The following is an 18,563-nucleotide window of genomic DNA, read 5'->3' as shown; positions in this document are numbered from 1 at the left end:
GCCTAGGAATTCTCCTATCAAAGCCCGGGATTGGCAAGATAATGGCAGGCTGACAACAAAAATATATTTGCGGATGCGCGAATCCTTTCCGCCCCGGCCCGCCTCTTAGTGGCCGAGGGCTTCCTCGTCAACCCAAAGGAGAGCGACAATGTTATATGTGAAAAACGTACCGAATGGCGAGCGCGTGCTGCGCGTGGTGGCTGGTTCGCTGGCCGCGGCGGCCGGCTTGCTGGCCGTGGGCGGCACGGCCGGCGTGCTGCTGGCCGCGTCGGCGGCCGGCATCGTGGCCTCCGGCCTGTTCGGTTTTTGTCCAATGTGCGCGATGGCCGGCCGCCGTCTCGATAAAGCGAAAAAGCATGGCGCTCTCTGAACAACACTTGCCGGTGCTGGACGCCGCCCACGGCGGCGATCCGACGGCGCTGGCGCGCCTGCTGCAGTTGTGCCAGCCCGATATCCGCCGCTACGCGCACCGCTCCTGCATGGCCGCCGACGTCGACGACGCCGTGCAGGAGTCGCTGCTGGTGCTGGCGCGGCGCGTGCGGTCGGTGCGCGCGCTGGCGGCCTTCTCCGGCTGGCTGTTCAAGGTGGTGCAGCGCGAGTGCCGCCGCCTTGGACGACGCGCGCTGAACTACGATCCCTACGACGACGAGCGCGCCGAGCGCTGGCTGGTTGGCAGGGACACCGCCGGCCTGCGCGAGGACCTGGTGCGCGCGCTGGAATCGCTGCCGGCCGACCACCGCCACGTGATCCTGCTGCGCGACTTCGAGGAGATGAGCATGGCCGAGATCGCGGCGGAACTGGGCCTCACCGTGGCGGCGGCCAAGAGCCGGCTGCACAGGGCGCGCACGATGGCGCGCGAGTACCTGATCGGGTAGGCTTCGCTCACTGTGGTTATTCGGCGCCGGCCGGCCGCAGCGTCACCTCGCGCTGCCCCGGCCAGTGCCAGCCGCCCTCCAGGCGCCAGGCGCGCGCGGCGCCGCCGGACCGGTCCTCTCCCTCGATCAGCACCTGCCAGCGGCTGCGTTCCAGCATGGGCAGCGCGGCCACGAACGCGCCGTCCGGCGCGGGCCGCAATTCCAGGCGCACGTCCTTGTCCGGCTGCGTGGCGTGCGAAAGGCGCAGCGCCAGCGACGGCGGGACCGCCCCGGCGCTATCGAGCCTGCCGGCGAGCACGCCGCGCGCCGCGTCGTAGCGCAGCGCGGCCGACAGCCCCAGCGCCCCGGCCGCGCGGTCGCGCCGCAGGTCCTGGTTGATGGCCTTGCCCTTCTTGTAATAATCCCCGGCCACCAGCGCGTCCGGATGCGAGAACGCCAGCCAGCCGGTGTAGCAACCGGCCAGCAGCACCAGGAAAGGCCCCAGCATCAGCAGCCATGGCCAGCGGTGCCCCCACCAGGGGGCCGGGGAAACGCGCAGTGATTCAGACATGATGACCTCAAAGTTGCTTACTAACGCGGCACGATGAACACCGCTTTTTCCTTGACACGCAGGCGCGGATCGTCCAGCGCCGTTAGTTCGATCTCGATCGGATTCGACCCCTTGTTGCCGGCGCCGTACGCGGCGCGCAACCGCATCGGCACGGCCAGCGTTTCGGTCGGGCCCACGGCCACCTCGCGCGCCGTCGCCAGCGCCAGCGTGTCGATGCCGCTGGCGCGGATACGGTAGGTGTGCGGCCGCTCGGACGTGTTCATGATCTGCAGCCGGTACACGTTCTCGATCAAGCCGCCGTCCACCTCGCGGCCCATCGCGCCGCGGTCGCGTATCACGTCCAGCTTCAGGGGCGTGCGCAGCCACAGCGCCGTTCCCACCGCGCCGATGATCAGCAGCAGGATGGCGCCGTAGACCAGCACCCGCGGGCGCAGCGCGTGGCGCCGTATCTGCCGCGGCGTGTAGCCCTCGGCCAGCGCGTGGTCGGTGCTGTAGCGGATCAGGCCGCGCGGACGGGATATCTTGTCCATCACGCCGTCGCAGGCGTCCACGCAGGCGGCGCAGCCTATGCACTCGTACTGCAGGCCCTTGCGGATGTCGATGCCGGTCGGGCACACCTGCACGCACATGGAGCAGTCGATGCAGGCGCCGCCGCTGTTTTTCGCCAGCGGCGCGCGCGGCTCGCCGCGCCTGGCGTCGTAGGTGATGATCAGCGTGTCGCGGTCGAACATCGAGCTCTGGAAGCGGGCGTAGGGACACATGTATTTGCACACCTGCTCGCGCAGCCAACCGGCGTTGCCGTAGGTGGCGAAGCCGTAGAACAGCACCCAGAACCATTCCCAGGGGCCGAAGTCCAGCCGCAGCGCCTCCGCGCCCAGCAATTTGATGGGGGTGAAATAGCCGACGAAGGTGTAGCCGGTCCACAGCGCCACCGCGCCCCAGGCCAGGTGCTTGCCGGTCTTGCGCCAGATCTTGTTGAAGCTGGCGCCCTCCTTCGCCAGGCGCATGCGCGCGCCGCGCGTGCCCTCGAACCTGCGCTCTATCCACAGGAAGATTTCGGTGTACACCGTTTGCGGACAGGCGAAGCCGCACCACACGCGGCCGGCGATGGCCGTCACCATGAACAGCAGGTAGGCGCAGATGATGAGCAGCGCGGCCAGGTAGATGAAGTCCTGCGGCCACAGCACCAGGCCCAGGATATAGAACTTGCGCGTCATCAGGTCGAACAGCAAGGCCTGGCGGCCGTTCCATTCCAGCCAGGGCAGGCCGTAGAAGGCCAGCTGCGTGAGCCAGACGCACGTCCAGCGCAGGCTGGCGTAGCGGCCCTTGGTCTCGCGGGGATAAATCTCCTCGCGGGCCGCGTACATCCTAATGACTTGTTCCGGCGCGTTCATGGCTGCTGTTCCCGGCCTCGGCGGTGTCGGCCAGGCGGTTCGGTTCATTGGACAGGCTCCACACATAGGCGGCCAGCACGTGCACCTTGCCCTCGCCGAGGAAGTCGGCGAACGGCGGCATGGTGTTGCTGCGGCCCTTGCGGATGGTCTCCATGATGGTCTCGGCGCTGCCGCCGTAGAGCCAGATCTTGTCGGCCAGGTTGGGCGCGCCCAGCGCCTGGTTGCCGGTGCCGGCGCCGGTGTGGCAGGCCATGCAGGCGGCGAACTTGCTCTTGCCGAACACCACCTTGATCGGGTCGGCCGTGCCGCCGGACAGGCTGAGCACGTAGTGGGCGACGTTCTCCACGTCCTTGTCCGAGCCGAGCGCCGCACCCATGGGCGGCATCACGCCGTTACGGCCGTGCATGATGGTGGTCTTGATCACGTCCGGCGCGCCTCCGTACAGCCAGTCCCTGTCGGCCAGGTTGGGGAAGCCCTTGTTGCCGCGCGCGTCCGAGCCGTGGCACTGGGCGCAGTAGGTCAGGAACAGGCGCTCGCCCATGGCGCGCGCCTGCGGATCGGCGGCCACCGTCTTCAGGTCCTGCCTCAGGTAGCTGTTGAACAGCGGGCCGTAGTCGGTTTCCGCCTTCACCAGTTCCTCCTTGTACTGGCCGCTGGATTTCCATCCCAGCTTGCCGGCGTACTGGCCCAGGCCGGGATACAGGAACAGGTAGGCCAGGCCGAACACGATGGTGATGTAGAACAGCCACATCCACCAGCGCGGCATCGGCGTGTTCAGCTCCGTCAAGTCCTCGTCCCACACGTGGCCGGTGGTCTCGCCCGCCTTGCCGGTCTTGCTCTTGTGGGTGGACTGCGAATACAGCAGCACGCCGCAACCGAGCACGCCGAGCAGCGTGAGCACGACGATGTAGAAGTCCCAGAAGCCGTTGGTGAAGTCAGACATGGCGGTCCTCCCCGTCGGCGGAATCGTCGGCGAACGGCAGTTGCGCCGCCCGCGCGAAGCCGGGCTGGTTGCGCCGCGCGTAGGCCCACGCGACGATGCCCATGAATGTGATGAAGGAGACCACCGTCATCACGCTGCTGGCGCTGTCGAATATCTGTTCCATGTCAGTTCCTGTTCTTGATCTGGGTGCCCAGGCCTTGCAGATAGGCGATCAGGGCGTCTTCCTCGGTCTTGCCGTCCAGCTGGGCCGGCGCGGCGGCGATGTCGGCGTCCGAGTATGGGTCGCCCAGGCGTTGCAGCGCGCGCAGCCGGGGCACGATGTCGGCCGGCTTGAGCGCGGTGCGCGCCAGCCACGGGTAGTTGGGCATGTTCGATTCCGGCACCAGGTCGCGCGGGTTGACCAGGTGGGTGCGGTGCCACTCGTCGCTGTAGCGGCCGCCCACGCGGGCCAGGTCCGGGCCGGTGCGCTTGGAGCCCCACTGGAACGGCCGGTCGTACACGAACTCTCCCGCCACGGAATAGTGGCCGTAGCGCTCCGTCTCGGCGCGGAACGGCCGCACCATCTGCGAGTGGCAGTTGTAGCAGCCCTCGCGCACGTACACGTCGCGGCCCGCCAGGCGCAGCGGCGAGTAGGGTTTCAGGCCCGCCACCGGCTCGGTGGTGGACTTCTGGAAGAACAGTGGAACGATTTCCACCGCGCCGCCCACCGACACCACCAGCGTGACCAGCGCGATCAGCAGCCAGGGGTTTTTCTCTATCCATTCATGCGAAAACTTCATGTCCTTTTCTCCGTGTCAGGCGTGGGCGGGATGCAGTGCGGGGATGCGGGCCGTGGCTGCGCGGCGGCCGCGCAGCGTCATCCAGGTGTTGTAGCCCATCAGGCACATGCCCGAGAGGTACAGCAGGCCGCCGCCGAAGCGCACCACGTAGTAGGGGTAGGTGGCCTTCACGCTCTCGACGAAGGTGTAGGTCAGCGTGCCGTCGGGATTCACGGCGCGCCACATCAGGCCCTGCATCACGCCGGCGATCCACATCGCCGCGATGTACAGCACGATGCCGATGGTGGCGACCCAGAAATGCAGGTCGATCAGCCTCGTGCTCCACATGGCCTTCTGCCCCGCCAGGCGCGGCAGCAGGTAGTAGATCGAGCCCATGGTGATGAAGCCCACCCAGCCCAGGGCGCCGCCGTGCACGTGGGCGATGCCCCAGTCGGTGTAGTGCGACAGCGCGTTGACGGTCTTGATCGACATCATCGGGCCCTCGAAGGTGGCCATGCCGTAGAAGGACAGCGAGACGATCAGGAACTTGAGGATGGGGTCGGTGCGCAGCTTGTGCCAGGCGCCGGACAGGGTCATCATCCCGTTGATCATGCCGCCCCAGGACGGCGCCAGCAGGATCAGCGAGAACACCATGCCGATCGATTGCGTCCAGTCCGGGAGCGCGGTGTAGTGCAGGTGGTGCGGGCCGGCCCACATGTAGGTGAAGATCAGCGCCCAGAAGTGCACGATGGACAGGCGGTAGGAGTACACCGGGCGCTCGGCCTGTTTCGGGATGAAGTAGTACACCATGCCCAGGTAGCCGGCGGTGAGGATGAAGCCCACCGCGTTGTGGCCGTACCACCATTGGATCATCGCGTCCTGCACGCCGGTGTAGGCGGAATAGGATTTCCACAGGGTGGCCGGCATGCTCATGCCGTTCACCACGTGCAGCAGGGTGACGGCGATGATGTAGCCGCCGAAGAACCAGTTGGCGACGTAGATGTGCTCCACCTTGCGCTTGACGATGGTGCCGAAGAAGACGATGGCGTAGGCGATCCACACCACGGCGATCAGGATGGTGAGCGGCCATTCCAGCTCCGCGTATTCCTTGCCGCGCGTGAGACCCATGGGCAGCGTGACCACGGCGCCCACCAGCACCGCCTGCCAGCCCCAGAAGGTGAAGGCGGCCAGCTTGTCGGAGAACAGCCGCACCTGGCAGGTGCGCTGCACCACGTAGTAAGAGGTGGCGAACAGGCCGCAAATGCCGAAGGCGAAGATCACGGCGTTGGTGTGCAGGGGGCGCAGGCGGCCGTAGGTCAGCCAGGGCACGTCCAGGTTCAGCGCCGGCCAGGCCAGCTGGGCGGCGATGACCACCCCCACCAGCATGCCGACGATGCCCCACACCACCGTGGCGACCGCGAACTGCTTCACGATCCTGTAGTTGTATTGTGCTTGTTCCACTTGATGTTCTCCCGAGAACGCTTTGATGATATTGATCAAAGGTTACGTGCCGGGGAGCCAAAAAACCTTGATGTGGATCAAAATTCTCAGGATGGGTTGTGCGTGGTGTCGTCGTCCTGCAGCACGCGCAGGGCGGGGCCGACCAGGTCGTCGAACTGGCCGTCGTCGCTGGCGCGGAAGTAGACCCACAGCGCGCCGAACACCGTCGCCACGCTCAAGGGCACCAGCAGATACAAGGCTTCCATGGTCAGGCTCCCCGCAGGCGCAAGGCGTTCAGCACCACCACGGCGGAACTGAGCGCCATGCCGGCGCCGGACAGCCACGGGTTCAGATAGCCGAGGGCGGCGGCGGGAATCGCGACGGCGTTGTACAGCGTGGCCCAGGCCAGGTTCTGGCGGATCACGCGCATGGTGCGGGCCGCGGCGCGCGCGGTGTCGGCCACGGCGCCAAGGCGGCCGTTCAGCAGCACCGCGTCGGCGTGCGCCTGCGCGATGGCGGCGCCGCCGCCCATGGCGAAGGAGACGTCGGCGCCGCCGAGGACGGCGGCGTCGTTGATGCCGTCGCCCACCATGGCGACGATGGCGCCCTCGCGCTGCAACCGCCGCACGTGTGCCAGCTTGTGTTCGGGCAGTTGGCCGCCCATGGCGTGGGCTATGCCCAGGCCGCGCGCGACCCGCAGTGTCAGCGCCTGCTCGTCGCCGCTCAGCAGCAGCACCTGCTTGCCGTGGGCGCGGAACCAGTCGACGGTGGCCAGGGCGTCGGCGCGCACCGCGTCGCTCAGCATGAAGCGCGCGATCCAGCCGGCGTCGCCGCCCAGATAGACCGGCGTTCCGCCGATGCCCGCGCGCGCCCCGCCGTCATCCCCGCGCAGGCGGGGATCCAAGTCATGCGGCTCCGCCGCGGGCGCCCCCGCAATCCCCGCCACGAACGCCGCGCTGCCCAGCCGGTAGCGGCGCCCGAACACCACTCCTTCCAAGCCCTGCCCCGGCAGCTCCCGCACCTGCTCCGCTTGCCAGCGGCTGAATCCACCGGCAAGCGACGCGGCCTCGGTGATGGCGCGCCCGATCGGATGCGCGCTGCCCGCCTCCAGCGCCGCAGCGATCCGCAGCGCCGCGCCGGATGCCACCGCGCCCAGCGTGTCGATGGCCTGCACGGCGGGCTTGCCCTCGGTGAGCGTGCCGGTCTTGTCGAACACCACGTGCGTGGCGCGGTGCAGCGTCTCCAGCACGTGGGGACGCACGATCATGACACCCCTGCCCAGCAGGCCGTCGGTGGCCGCCGCCAACGCGGAAGGCGTGGCCAGCGACAGTGCGCACGGGCAGGACACCACCAGCACGGCGATCGCCACCGGCCAGGCGCGCGCGGCGTCGTGCCAGTGCCACCAGGCGAAGGCGGCGAGCGCGAACAGCAGCAGCGCGGCCACGAACACGGAGGCCACGCGGTCCGCCCATTGCGCGATGCGCGGCTTTTCCCGGCCCGCGCGCTCGATCAGTTTCAGCAGACCGGCCAGCGTGCTGTCGCCGGCGGCGCTGGCCACGCGCAGCACCACCGCGGCGCTGGCGTTGATCGCGCCGCCGGGCACGCTGTCGCCCTCGGCCCGGCGCTGCGGCGCGCTTTCCCCGGTCAGCAGCGACAGGTCGACCGAGGTTTCCCCTTCGACGATGGTGCCGTCCGCGGCGATGGCCTCGCCGGGTTTCACGAGTATGAGGTCGCCGGGGCGCAGCGCGGCCGCCGGCACGGTGTCGCAGGCGCGGTCCGCCGGCCAGCCCCGCATCCTGGCGGCCGACGCGGGCAGGCCGTGCCGCATGCGCTCCAGCGCGGTGGCCGCCTTGCGGCGCGCCGCCAGCTCCAGATAGCGGCTGCACAGCAGCAGGAAGATGAACATGGTCACCGAGTCGAAATACACCTCGCCGCTTGCGGTCCAGGTGGCCGCGCAGCTGGCGATGAAGGCGGCGCCGATGCCCAGCGCCACCGGCACGTCCATGCCCGGCGCGCGGGCGCGCAGGCTGGCCCACGCGCCGCGGAAGAACGGTTGCGCCGAATAGCAGACGGCGGGCAGCGTCAGCAGCAGGCTGGCCCAGCGCATCAGCGCCTCCATGTTGGCGTCCAGCGTGCCGTCGTCGGCCAGGTAGGCGGGGGCCACGTACATCATCACTTGCATCATCGACAGCCCGGCCACGAAGAGCTGGCGGCCCAGCGTGCGGCCGGCTTGTTGCAGCTGCCTGCTGTGGCGCGCGGCGTCATAGGGCCAGGCCGTGTAGCCGATGCCGCGCAGCGCGGCCAGGATGGCAGCCGGATGGCAGGCGTCCTCGCGCCAGCGCACGCGCAGCCGTTCCGTGGCGACGTTCATGCTGGCCTGCAGGACGCCGGGCAGGCGCAGCAGCCGGCGCTCGATCAGCCACACGCAGGCGGCGCAGCGTATGCCCTCCACCAGCAGGATCGCCTCGCGGTCGGTGTCGTTGCAGGCGAAGCGGGCGTCGGCGTTGTCGTACAGCGCCAGCTCGGGCGGCACCAGTTGCGCGTCCGTGGCGGTGGCCGCGTAGCCGTCGCGGTTGAGGTAATAGTCGTCCTGGCCGGCGCCGACGATCGCCTCGGCCACGGCCGCGCAGCCGGGGCAGCACATCGCGCGCTCGGCGCCGCCGATGGCGACCTTCCAGCGCGCGTCGCGCGCCACCGGCAGCCCGCAATGAAAGCAGCCCTTCACCGCGTGATACGTCGCCGACTCGGCGAGCGCCTGGTTCGCGGCACGCGGGCCAGGTGCCAGTTCGGCGGCGGTGGCCAACGCACCAGGCCCGCGAACAGCGCGGACCTGGCGCTGGGTCGCGCCGCGTGTCCGCTCGCTTTCCGCCGTGGCGGAGCCGGCCAATGCGGATGCGAACGAATCGCTGGCGGGAGCCGCCTTTCCGGCCGCGTTCATGGCCGCGCCCCGACGCAGAGCACGTCCAGCCATCCCGACGCCGCGCCGCCGAGCAGGCCGACAGACGCCAGCAATGGCGCGGCGCCCCCGCTCGCGCGCAACAGCCCGATCAGGCCGAAGGCCAGCACCACCGACCCGCAGGCGGTGCGCACCGCGCGCCGCTGCAGATGCCTGCGCACCCCCCCTCCCAGCAGCCCCAGCGCCACCAGCATGGGCAGCGTGCCCAGTCCGAACGCCAGCATGACCGCCGCGCCGGCGGGCGCGGACCCGCTCAGCATGGCCGTCAGCAGCACGCTGTACACCATGCCGCAGGGCAGCCATCCCCACAGGCCGCCGACGGCGAGCGCCTTCCACGGCGTGTCCATCGGCATCAGGGGGCGCAGCAGCGGCAGCAGGCGGCGCCACAGTGCGCCACCGGCCGCCTCCAGATGGCCCAGCCCGCGCCAGGCGTCCATCAGGTACAGGCCCAGCGCCACCAGCATCAAATTGGCCAGCCAGTACGCGACCGACTGCCACGCGGCGATGCGCACCAGGCTGGCGGCCCCGCCGGCCAGTCCGCCGGCGATGGCGCCGGCGGCCATGTAGCTGGCGATGCGGCCCGTGTTGTAGGCGGCCACGCGTAGCGGGACGGAATCCGCCGCCCACGGCAAGGCGGCGGCGGCCGTGGCGATGGGAATGACGCGCGGCCCGGCGTTGTGCGCGCGGGCCTTGCCGATTGGCGCCGAAAGGGCGCCCACGATGCCGCCGCACATGCCGGCGCAATGCACGCTGCCGGCCAGCCCGACCGAAAATACCGCCAGCAGATTCACACCCGTGCTCATATTATTTATACGGTTTATTTAGTTTATATGAAATATACGGTTTATATCGTTTTTGAATAACGCAGAGGCTGGGCCGTGGCGCTTCCGGCGGCCGGCGGCTGGCGCAGATAACGGTCGAAAACCATGCAAATATTGCGTATCAGCAGCCGTCCCCGCGGTGTCACGGACAGCCAGCCGTCGTCGATGACGATCAGGCCCTCGCGCGCCAGTTCCTCCAGTTGCGCCAGCTCCAGCGCGAAATGGTCGCGGAAGCGGATCGGATAGGCCTGCTCGATGGCGGGTATGGACAGTTCGAAGTTGCACATCAGCATCTGGATGATGTAGCGCCGCAGCAAGTCGTCCGTGCCGAGCTTGATGCCGCGCGCCACCGGCAGGCGGCCCTGCTCGAGCCGCTCGTAATAGCCCTCCAGCGTCTTCTCGTTCTGGCTGTAGGTGTTGCCCACCGCGCTGATGGCCGAGACGCCCACCGCCACCAGGTCCGCCTCGGCGTGCGTGGAATAGCCCTGGAAGTTGCGGTGCAGCCGGCCCTGGCGCTGCGCCACCGCCAGGTCGTCGCCCGGCTTGGCGAAATGGTCCATGCCGATGTAGGCGTAGCCGGCGGCCGTGAGGCGGTCGATGCACAGCGCCAGCATGTCCAGCTTCACGTTCGCCGGCGGCAGGTCCTCCTCGGCGATGCGGCGCTGCGGCTTGAACAGGTGCGGCAGGTGGGCGTAGTTGTACAGCGCGATGCGGTCCGGGTCGGCCGCGATCACCTTGGCCAGGGTCCGCTCCATGGACTCCATGGTCTGCCGCGGCAGGCCGTAGATCAGGTCGATGCTGACCGAGCGGAAGCCGGCCTCGCGCGCGGCCGCCATCACGGCCAGCGTTTCCTCCTCGGGCTGGATGCGGTTCACGGCCTTCTGCACCTCGGGATCGAAATCCTGCACGCCCAGGCTGATCCGGTTGAAGCCCAGCATGCGCAGCGCGTGCACGCGCTCCGGCGACACGGTGCGCGGGTCGATCTCGATCGAGTACTCGCCCTCCCCGTCCGGCGCGAAGGCGAAGTTGGCGCGCAGGTGCGCCATCAGGTCCTGCAGCTGGCGGTCGCTCAGGTAGGTCGGCGTGCCGCCGCCGAAATGCAGCTGCGCGGCCTCGTTCATGCCGGAGAACAGCCGCCCCTGCATGCCGATCTCCTGCTTCAGGTAGTCCAGGTAGACGGCGGCCTTGCCGTGGTCCCGGGTGACGATCTTGTTGCAGCCGCAGTAATAGCAGACGGTGTCGCAGAACGGGATGTGCACGTACAGCGACAGCGGCCCGCGTCCGCCGCCGCGCATGCGCAGCGCCGCCTGCGCCTCCAGGTAGCTGCCGTGGCCGAAGTCCGGCGTGTAGCGGTCGGCGGTGGGATAGGAGGTGTAGCGCGGGCCGGAGTTGCTCAGCTTGCGGATGATGGCGGCGTCGAACTGGACCGCCGGCGCGATGGTGGGGACGAGTGGGGACATGATGGGTCTTCGGGATGGGGTCAGGCGGCCAGGCGCTTCGCGGCCGGCGCGGAGGGGCTGACGGGACGGACGGGGCGCGCCTCGGCGCGCGCCGGCGGCAGGGCGGCCTTGCCGAATTTGAACAGGCTGACCGCCTGCCGCAGCTGGCCCGCCTCGTCCGCCAGGCTGGACGCCGCCGCCGCGGCCTCCTCCACCAGCGCGGCGTTCTGCTGGGTCACCTGGTCCATATGGGCGATGGCCTGGTTGACCTGGTCCACGCCGATGCTCTGCTCGCGCGAGGCGGTCGAGATCTCGCGCATGATGGCCGTCACCTGCCGCACCGAGCCGACCACCTGCTCCATGGTGGCGCCGGCGCGGTTGGCGCGCTCCATGCCGGCGCTGACCTTGCCGACCGAGGCGTCGATCAGCTGCTTGATGTCCTTGGCCGCCACCGACGAGCGCTGCGCCAGGCTGCGCACCTCGCCCGCGACCACCGCGAAGCCGCGGCCCTGCTCGCCGGCGCGCGCCGCCTCCACGGCGGCGTTCAGGGCCAGGATGTTGGTCTGGAAGGCGATGCCCTCGATCAGGCCGATGATGTCGACGATCTTCCGCGACGAGGTGTTGATGTCGTCCATGGTGGCGATCACCTCGGCGACGATGGCGCCGCCCTCCTCGGCCACGCCGGACGCGGCCAGCGCCAGCTGGTTGGCCTGCACCGAGTTGTCCGCGTTCTGCTTCACGGTGGCCGAAAACTGGTCGATGCTGGAGGCGGTCTGCTCCAGGCTGGCCGCCTGCGACTCGGTGCGGCCGGACAGGTCGGCGTTGCCGGTGGCGATCTGGCGCGTGGCCACCGCCATGGTCTCGACGTTGACCCGCACGTCGCGGATGGTGGCGATCAGGTTGCTGTTCATCTGCTGCAGCGCGCGCAGCAGCTGGCCCACCTCGTCGGTGGCCTGCGTGTCGAAGGAGCTGGACAGGTCGCCGGCGGCGATGGCGCGCGCGCCGTCCAGCGCCCGGGCCAGCGGCCGCAGCATGCCGGTGCGCAGCGTGTGCCACAGGAACACGTTGACCAGCAGGCCGACCAGGGTGGCGGCGACGATGGTGTCGCGCGTCAGCGCGGACGCGCCGTCGCCGAACAGGCCGGCGGCGCACACCGCCATCAGCAGCACGTTGACGCCGCTGGTGGCGGCCCAGATGCGCGTGGCCAGCGACATGTGCGACAGCCGCGCCAGCAGGTGGGCCGGCCCGGTGTGGATGATCTGGCCGTTCTTGATGCGCAGCCTGGTGTCGCCCTCGGCTATCCTGCGGTAGGCCTCGCCGGCCGCCTCCACCTGGGCGCGCGCGGCCTTGGTGCGCACCGACATGTAGCCCAGCGTGCGGCCGTTCTCGCGGATGGGCGTGACGTTGGCCCGCACCCAGTAGTGGTCGCCGTTCTTGCAGCGGTTCTTCACCAGCCCGGTCCACGGGGTGCCGGCCTGGATCGACCGCCACAGGTCGGCGAAGGCCTGCGGCGGCATGTCCGGGTGGCGCACGATGTTCTGGGGCGATCCCAGCAGTTCGGCCTCGCTGAACCCGCTCACCTGCGTGAAATAGGGGTTCACATAGACAATGTTGCCTTTCAGGTCAGTCTTGGAAACGATGGCCTGGTCGTCGGCGAGTTCGATTTCGCGGTTGGTGACGGGTAGATTGCTGCGCATGGCGCTCTCCTGCTGGACGGTTATTGCTGTATCGCAAAACTGGGTCCAGTGTAAGGAGTGCGCCCCGCAATTTTATTGATGTGGATCAAAAACGCCCGGATTGGCCCGTGGCGGTGGCGGCGTCCTATTCGAGCTCCGCGCTCAGCCGCCGCAGGCCGCCCACCGCCAGGCCCTGGGCGTAATCGACGCCCAGGTTGCGCACCAGGGTCAGCGTCTCGTCGTCCTCCACGTACTCGGCCACGGTGCGCATGCCCATCACGTGGCCGACCTCGTTGATCGCCTTCACCAGCGCGCAGTTGATGGCGTTGCTCTTGATGTCGCGGATGAACATGCCGTCGATCTTCAGGAAGTCCACCGGCAGCGCCTTCAGGTAGGCGAACGACGACAGGCCGCTGCCGAAGTCGTCCAGCGAGAAGCTGCAGCCCAGCGCCTTCAGGCGCGTCATGAAGGCCTGCGCCTTCGGCAGGTTGGCGATGGCCGCCGTCTCCGTGATTTCGAAGCAGATGCTGGCCGGACTCACGCCATGCTCGCTGAACTGCGCCAGGATGTAGTCGTGCAGCCCCTCGTCGTTGAGCGAGGTGCCGGACAGGTTGATCGAGTACTGCGCCGGCGCGGCGCCGTGCGGGTGGTTGTGTTCGCGCGCCCGGCGCACGTGGTCGCACACGGCGCGGATCACCCAGCGGTCGATCGCCACCATCAGGTCGTAGCGCTCGGCGGCGGGGATGAAGGCGCCCGGCAGGATCAGGTCGCCCTTCGCGTTCTCGATGCGGATCAGCACCTCGTCGTGTGCCTGCGCCGGTTCCTCCAGGTTGACGATGGGCAGCGCGAACAGGCGGAAGAAGTCGCGCTCGAAGGCCTCGTTCAGGCGCGCCACCCATTGCATCTCGCCCTGCCGCTGCGCCAGCTTGAGGTCGGACTCCTGGTAGAAGTGCACGCGGTTGCGGCCCTGCTCCTTGGCCAGGTAGCAGGCCTGGTCGGCCGCCATCATCAACTCCGTCACCGATTTGCTGTCGTGGTTGACCTCGGCCACGCCGATGCTGGCGCCGATCTCGAAGCTGCGGCTGTCCCACGCGAAGCGGAACTGCTTGATGGACTGGCGCAGTTGGTCGGCGATCAGCAGCGCCTGGTCCGGCGGGCAGTGCGGCAGCAGCACGCCCAGCTCGTCGCCGCCCAGGCGCGCCAGGATGTCGCTGTCGCGCATCTGGGTCTGCAGCATCTTGGCCAGCATCTGCAGCAGCACGTCGCCGGCGCTGTGGCCGCAGGTGTCGTTGACGACCTTGAACTGGTCCAGGTCGATGTACAGCAGCGCGTGCACGTGGCCCTCGTGCTTGGAGCTGTGCAGCGCGTTGGCGATCTGCTGCTCGAACTCGCGCCGGTTGATCAGCCCGGTCAGCGTGTCGTGGCTGGCGTACCAGGTCAGCTGCTGGCTCAGCTTGCGCTCGTGGCTGACGTCGCGAAACACCACCACCGCGCCCAGCACGTCGCCGCCGCTGGACCAGATCGGCGCGGCCGAGTCCTCCACGGCGATGCGCCGCCCGTCCCGCGTCACCAGCTGGCTGCTGTCGGACAGGCCGATCGACTGCTTCAGCCGCAGGCAGCGCAACGCCACGTGCTCGGCGGGCGCCCCGCCCTGTTCGTGCTCCAGCCGCAGCGTCTGTTCGATGGGCTGGTCGTGCGCCAGCTCCGCGCTCCAGCCGGTCAGCTGCTCGGCCACGCGGTTCAGGTAGCGCGTGCGGCCCCGCGCGTCGGTGGTCATCACGCCGTCGCCGATCGAGGCCAGCGTCACCTCGGCCAGCTCCTTCTGCTCGGCCAGCCGCAATTCCTGGTGCTTGCGCTCGGTGGTGTCCCAGATGATGCCCAGCGTGCGTTCGGCCACGCCCTGCTCGCTGCAGAAGCATTGCGCGTGGGCCGCCAGCCAGCGCGTGGAGCCGTCCGGCAGGCAGACCCGGTAATCGACCTCGTAGCTGGCGCAGCGTTCGGCGGCCTCCTGCAGCCTGGTCAGCAGCGCGTCGCGGTCGTCGGGGTGCACGTGGCCGATGAAGGTCTTGAACGGCTGCGTCAAGTCGCGCCGGGGCAGGCCCAGCAGCGCGGCGCCGTCGGCCGACCAGTGCACGGTGCCCTCGTCCACCCTGCCGTTGACGACGAGCGAATCCCAGATGGCCATGCGGGCGGCGCTCATGGCCATGTTCAGGCGGCGTTGGAGGTCTCTCATTTCGCACTCCCGGTAACTAGCGTCCCCATGTGACAGCGGGCGGAAGCAAAAGTTCCCCCGCCGGCGCGGCGGTGTTAGCATCGTGGCGAACACGGGAGGGACGGCATGGCATCGCAACAAGGCACGGTGGATTTTCTGGTGGACCAGTTCGCGGCGGCGGGCGTGGTGTCCGCGCGCAAGATGTTTGGCGAGTACGCGATTTACTGCGACGGGAAAATGTTCGCGCTGGTCTGCGACGACCGGCTGTTCATCAAGCCGACCGCCGCCGCCAAGGCCTGGCTGGGGGAACCGATGGAGGCGCCGCCATATCCGCAGGCCAAGCCCTGGTATGTGGTGGCGGGCGACCACTGGGACGACCGGGAATGGCTGGCGGAACTGGCGCGGCGCACGGCGGCTGAACTCCCGCCGCCGGCGGCCAGGAAAAAGAGGAAGTGATCAGCCGGCGTCGCCCGGGGCGGGGGCGGCGCCCGCGCTGTCGCGCACGTTCTTTTGCACCGCCACCGCCGCGAACAGGCTCAGCACGAAGGACATGGCGTAGAAGCCCTTCTCGCTGGACGCGATGGTGGCGTTCCACAAGCCCACCGTGAGCAGCCCCAGCGACAGCAGCAGCGACACCCAGCACAGCGAGAAGTACAGATTGGTCACCGGTATGCCCTCCATCCGGTCGCGCACCGATTTTTGCAGCGACACGGCGGCGAACAGGCCGTAGGCCAGGATGGTGAAGTAATAACCCTTCTCGTTGAGCGGCATGGCGGCGTTCCACAGTCCGCTCAGGTAGGTGACGGCGCCCACCAGCAGGGCGGCCCAGGAGGCGCCGATGAAGGCGCCGGTCGGGCGCTGGGTTTGCGGTTTGTTCATATTGCCTCCTTGGTTAAGCCTTGCGCTTGAACGCGCCCAGCACCTTGCCGGCCACCGTCACCACCGCCAGCACGATGGCGCCGGCGATCACGCCGGCCACCGCGTCCAGCGCCGACGGGGTGATGGCGTGCAGCAGCGGGCCGACGCCGCCCACCCCGCCGACGGCCTCGGCCGCGTGGTGGATGATGTCGTGCGCGGCGGGGATGCCGTGCGTCAGGATGCCGCCGCCCACCATGAACATGGCCAGCGTGCCGGCGATGGACAGGAATTTCATCAGCTTGGGCGCGGCGGCCAGCAGGAAGCGGCCGAAGGCCTTGACTGGCCCGCTGGCGTCCGGGCGCTGGCTCAGGTACAGGCCGGCGTCGTCCATCTTGACGATGCCGGCCACGATGCCGTACACGCCCACCGTCATCGCCGCCGCGATGCTGACCAGTACCGCCACCTGCTGGCCGAACGGCGCGCCCGACACGGTGCCCAGCGCGATCACGATGATCTCGGCCGAGAGGATGAAGTCGGTGCGGATGGCGCCCTTGATCTTGTCCTTCTCCAGCGCCACCATGTCCACCGCCGGGTTGGCGACCGCGGCCGCCAGTTCGGCGTGGTGCGCCGCGTCCTCGGCCTCGCTGTGCAGGAACTTGTGGGCGATCTTCTCGAAGCCCTCGAAGCACAGGTAGGCGCCGCCCAGCATCAGCAGCGGCGTGATGGCCCAGGGCGCGAACGCGCTGATGGCCAGCGCGGCCGGTACCAGGATGGCCTTGTTCTTCATGGAGCCGACCGCCACCGCCCACACCACCGGCAGTTCGCGGTCGGCGTTCACGCCGGCCACCTGCTGGGCGTTCAGGGCCAGGTCGTCGCCGAGCACGCCGGCGGTCTTCTTGGCCGCCACCTTGCTCATCGCGGCGACGTCGTCGAGGATGGTGCTGATGTCGTCGATCAGCGCCAACAGGCTGGTGCCGGCCATGTCAGTTGCCCTCCAGGGTGGACGGGGAGGGCTGGGGGAAGGCGGGGATAGGGGTCATGGCGGTGTGGGCGTAGTGGGTCCAGCGGCAATCTTACCGCATATGCAACAGCTCGCCTACGACGACGCAAGCGGCGCGGCCAGCGCGGCCGCGCCGGGCGCGATAGAATGGCCGGCTCTACCGTAAGGAGCCGCGCCATGACCTTCGCCACCTGGATCACCTTCGTTATCGCCGCCTGCATCATCGCCGTCTCGCCCGGCTCGGGCGCGGTGCTGTCGATGTCGCACGGACTGTCGTACGGCGTGCGCAAGGCCAGCGGCACCATCCTCGGCCTGCAGGCCGGCTTGCTGCTGGTGCTGGCGATCGCCGGCGCCGGCGTGGGCTCGCTGCTGCTGGCGTCCGAGGTGGCGTTCAACGTGGTGAAGGTCGTCGGCGCGCTGTACCTGATCTGGCTGGGCCTGAGCCAGTGGCGCGCCAGGGTGGGGCCGGTGGCGGGCCAGGACAACGCGCCGGCGCGCACCGCGGCGCCGTCGTTCGGCAAGCGCGTGCTGACCGGCTTCCTCACCAACGCCACCAATCCCAAGGGCATCATCTTCATGGTGGCGGTGCTGCCCCAGTTCATCGCCAAGGACCATCCACTGCTGCCGCAACTGCTGATCCTGGCGGCCACCATGTGCGCCATCGACCTGGTGGTCATGCACAGCTACGCCTTCCTGGCCTCCTCCATGCAGCGCTTCTTCCGCGACGCCAAGGCGCTGAGGGCGCAGAACCGCGTGTTCGGCGGCCTGCTGATGGCGGTCGGCGCCGCGCTGTTCTTCGTCAAGCGCGGCGGCAGCCAGGCCTGAGTCCGGGCTTCACAGCAGCCCGAGCGCCTTCAGGCTGGCCTTGCCCAGCGGGACGCGCTTGGCTGCCGCCTTGGCGCCGTCCTCGTCGTTCCGGATGTCGAGGTTGAGGGCGAAGGTGTACAGCTTGCCGTCCTTCCTGACGAAGCCCACCCACCAGCCGATGTCCACGTCCTTGTCCGCGGTGCCGGTCCAGCCGGTCTTGGCGTACAACTCCGCCTTGGCGTCGGCGTCGGCGTCCTGCCGCATGATCTCGCGCACGCCGGCCATCGCCGGCTTCGGGAACGGCAGCCGGTCCTGCGCCAGCTTGTCCAGGAAGCGGGTCTGCTGCACCGCGCTGATCTTCAGCGGCCCCTCTAGCCAGAAGGTGTCGACCACCTCGCCGGTTTGCATGTTGCCGTAGTCGAGTTTGCGCAGGTCCTCGCGCATGCGCCGCATGCCGATCTTGCGCGCCAGCCCCTGGTAGACCGGCACGTTGGACACCTTGATCGCGTCGCGCAGCGACATGTCCCTGGCCCATTCGGGCCGCCGGGTCGGCTTGCCGCCATAGGGCAGCACCTCGTCCACATTGGCCACCACGCCCTCGCTTAAGCCGATCAGGCTGTTCGGGATCTTGTAGGTCGACGCGGGGTAGTAGCCCACGTCCGCGCGTTTGCGGTTGTGGACGATGTAGCGGTCGGCCGCCACATCGTGCAGCACGAAGGTGCCGGTGACGCCTTCCTTTTTGAACAACTGGTCCAGCCCGGCGTCGTCCTTCCAGTCGGCGGCGCGGGCCAGCGCGCAGGCGGAAAGCAGCAGCGCGACGGCGTATTTTTTCAT

At 68.9% G+C, this 18,563-nt stretch carries 19 protein-coding genes; 4 read left to right on the top strand and 15 right to left on the bottom strand.

The window, feature by feature from the left end:
* Window positions 1–148 precede the first annotated feature (148 nt).
* Together BM436_RS04270 and BM436_RS04265 are read left to right on the top strand one after the other, a co-directional pair.
* Window positions 149–370, top strand: a complete 222-nt coding sequence (locus tag BM436_RS04270; RefSeq protein WP_093553887.1) for a YgaP family membrane protein — start codon at window positions 149–151, stop codon at window positions 368–370.
* Window positions 357–875, top strand: a complete 519-nt coding sequence (locus tag BM436_RS04265; protein ID WP_093553885.1) for an RNA polymerase sigma factor — start codon at window positions 357–359, stop codon at window positions 873–875. The genes BM436_RS04270 and BM436_RS04265 overlap by 14 nt, the downstream gene beginning before the upstream one ends.
* Window positions 876–891: 16 nt before the next feature.
* On the opposite strand, the gene BM436_RS04260 is transcribed toward BM436_RS04265, so the two are convergent.
* The 12 genes from BM436_RS04260 to BM436_RS04205 all read right to left on the bottom strand — a co-directional run bounded on the left by BM436_RS04260 (window position 892) and on the right by BM436_RS04205 (window position 15,085).
* Entirely contained in the window at window positions 892–1,425 is a 534-nt protein-coding gene (locus BM436_RS04260; protein WP_093553883.1) for a FixH family protein, read from the bottom strand.
* A 20-nt stretch (window positions 1,426–1,445) separates the two neighbouring features.
* Window positions 1,446–2,819 (bottom strand): cytochrome c oxidase accessory protein CcoG, encoded by a 1,374-nt coding sequence (ccoG, locus tag BM436_RS04255; protein ID WP_093553881.1) that lies wholly within the window; start codon window positions 2,817–2,819, stop codon window positions 1,446–1,448.
* Window positions 2,794–3,762 carry a cytochrome-c oxidase, cbb3-type subunit III gene (gene ccoP / locus BM436_RS04250; RefSeq protein WP_093553879.1) on the bottom strand — a complete coding sequence of 323 codons (969 nt, stop codon included), beginning with the start codon at window positions 3,760–3,762 and terminating at the stop codon, window positions 2,794–2,796. Before ccoP ends, ccoG begins: the two co-directional genes overlap by 26 nt.
* A complete protein-coding gene (locus BM436_RS04245) occupies window positions 3,755–3,925 on the bottom strand; it encodes a cbb3-type cytochrome oxidase subunit 3 (protein WP_093553877.1) in 171 nt (56 codons plus the stop codon). Before BM436_RS04245 ends, ccoP begins: the two co-directional genes overlap by 8 nt.
* Before the next feature lies 1 nt (window position 3,926).
* Complete coding sequence (gene ccoO / locus BM436_RS04240; protein ID WP_093553875.1) at window positions 3,927–4,541, bottom strand: cytochrome-c oxidase, cbb3-type subunit II; 615 nt, start codon at window positions 4,539–4,541, stop codon at window positions 3,927–3,929.
* Window positions 4,542–4,556: 15 nt separating this feature from the next.
* On the bottom strand, window positions 4,557–5,981 hold the full coding sequence (gene ccoN, locus BM436_RS04235; protein WP_093554360.1) for a cytochrome-c oxidase, cbb3-type subunit I: 1,425 nt from the start codon (window positions 5,979–5,981) through the stop codon (window positions 4,557–4,559).
* Between the two features lie 86 nt (window positions 5,982–6,067).
* Window positions 6,068–6,226, bottom strand: coding sequence for a cbb3-type cytochrome oxidase assembly protein CcoS (ccoS, locus tag BM436_RS04230; RefSeq protein ID WP_093553873.1), 159 nt, complete (start codon window positions 6,224–6,226; stop codon window positions 6,068–6,070).
* Window positions 6,227–6,228: 2 nt separating this feature from the next.
* Window positions 6,229–8,898: a heavy metal translocating P-type ATPase gene (locus BM436_RS04225; RefSeq protein ID WP_093553871.1), complete on the bottom strand. Its 2,670-nt coding sequence runs from the start codon at window positions 8,896–8,898 to the stop codon at window positions 6,229–6,231.
* Entirely contained in the window at window positions 8,895–9,719 is an 825-nt protein-coding gene (locus BM436_RS04220; RefSeq protein WP_093553869.1) for a sulfite exporter TauE/SafE family protein, read from the bottom strand. Before BM436_RS04220 ends, BM436_RS04225 begins: the two co-directional genes overlap by 4 nt.
* Before the next feature lie 41 nt (window positions 9,720–9,760).
* Window positions 9,761–11,197 carry an oxygen-independent coproporphyrinogen III oxidase gene (gene hemN, locus BM436_RS04215; protein WP_093553867.1) on the bottom strand — a complete coding sequence of 479 codons (1,437 nt, stop codon included), beginning with the start codon at window positions 11,195–11,197 and terminating at the stop codon, window positions 9,761–9,763.
* A 20-nt stretch (window positions 11,198–11,217) separates the two neighbouring features.
* Window positions 11,218–12,873, bottom strand: a complete 1,656-nt coding sequence (locus BM436_RS04210) for a methyl-accepting chemotaxis protein (RefSeq protein ID WP_093553865.1) — start codon at window positions 12,871–12,873, stop codon at window positions 11,218–11,220.
* Window positions 12,874–12,997: 124 nt separating this feature from the next.
* Window positions 12,998–15,085 carry an EAL domain-containing protein gene (locus BM436_RS04205; RefSeq protein WP_093553863.1) on the bottom strand — a complete coding sequence of 696 codons (2,088 nt, stop codon included), beginning with the start codon at window positions 15,083–15,085 and terminating at the stop codon, window positions 12,998–13,000.
* Between the two features lie 105 nt (window positions 15,086–15,190).
* Between BM436_RS04205 and BM436_RS04200 the strand changes: the two genes are divergently transcribed.
* Window positions 15,191–15,520, top strand: coding sequence for a TfoX/Sxy family protein (locus tag BM436_RS04200; protein ID WP_093553861.1), 330 nt, complete (start codon window positions 15,191–15,193; stop codon window positions 15,518–15,520).
* Here the strand turns inward: BM436_RS04200 and yiaA are convergent, their stop codons facing one another.
* Both yiaA and BM436_RS04190 read right to left on the bottom strand, forming a co-directional pair.
* Window positions 15,521–15,943, bottom strand: a complete 423-nt coding sequence (yiaA, locus tag BM436_RS04195) for an inner membrane protein YiaA (protein ID WP_093553859.1) — start codon at window positions 15,941–15,943, stop codon at window positions 15,521–15,523.
* Window positions 15,944–15,956: 13 nt separating this feature from the next.
* A complete protein-coding gene (locus tag BM436_RS04190; RefSeq protein ID WP_093553857.1) occupies window positions 15,957–16,904 on the bottom strand; it encodes a DUF808 domain-containing protein in 948 nt (315 codons plus the stop codon).
* Between the two features lie 195 nt (window positions 16,905–17,099).
* Here BM436_RS04190 and BM436_RS04185 point away from each other — a divergent pair, with 195 nt between their 5' ends.
* A complete protein-coding gene (locus BM436_RS04185) occupies window positions 17,100–17,747 on the top strand; it encodes a LysE family transporter (RefSeq protein ID WP_093553855.1) in 648 nt (215 codons plus the stop codon).
* A gap of 9 nt (window positions 17,748–17,756) precedes the next feature.
* Here the strand turns inward: BM436_RS04185 and blaOXA are convergent, their stop codons facing one another.
* Complete coding sequence (gene blaOXA / locus BM436_RS04180) at window positions 17,757–18,563, bottom strand: class D beta-lactamase (protein WP_093553853.1); 807 nt, start codon at window positions 18,561–18,563, stop codon at window positions 17,757–17,759.

Origin of the sequence: Pseudoduganella namucuonensis, assembly GCF_900116645.1 — a bacterium.
In the GTDB taxonomy this organism is placed as follows: Bacteria; Pseudomonadota; Gammaproteobacteria; order Burkholderiales; family Burkholderiaceae_D; genus Rugamonas; species Rugamonas namucuonensis.
Note: the sequence above shows the minus strand (reverse complement) of the source record. Positions and strands in the feature narration are given on the sequence as shown.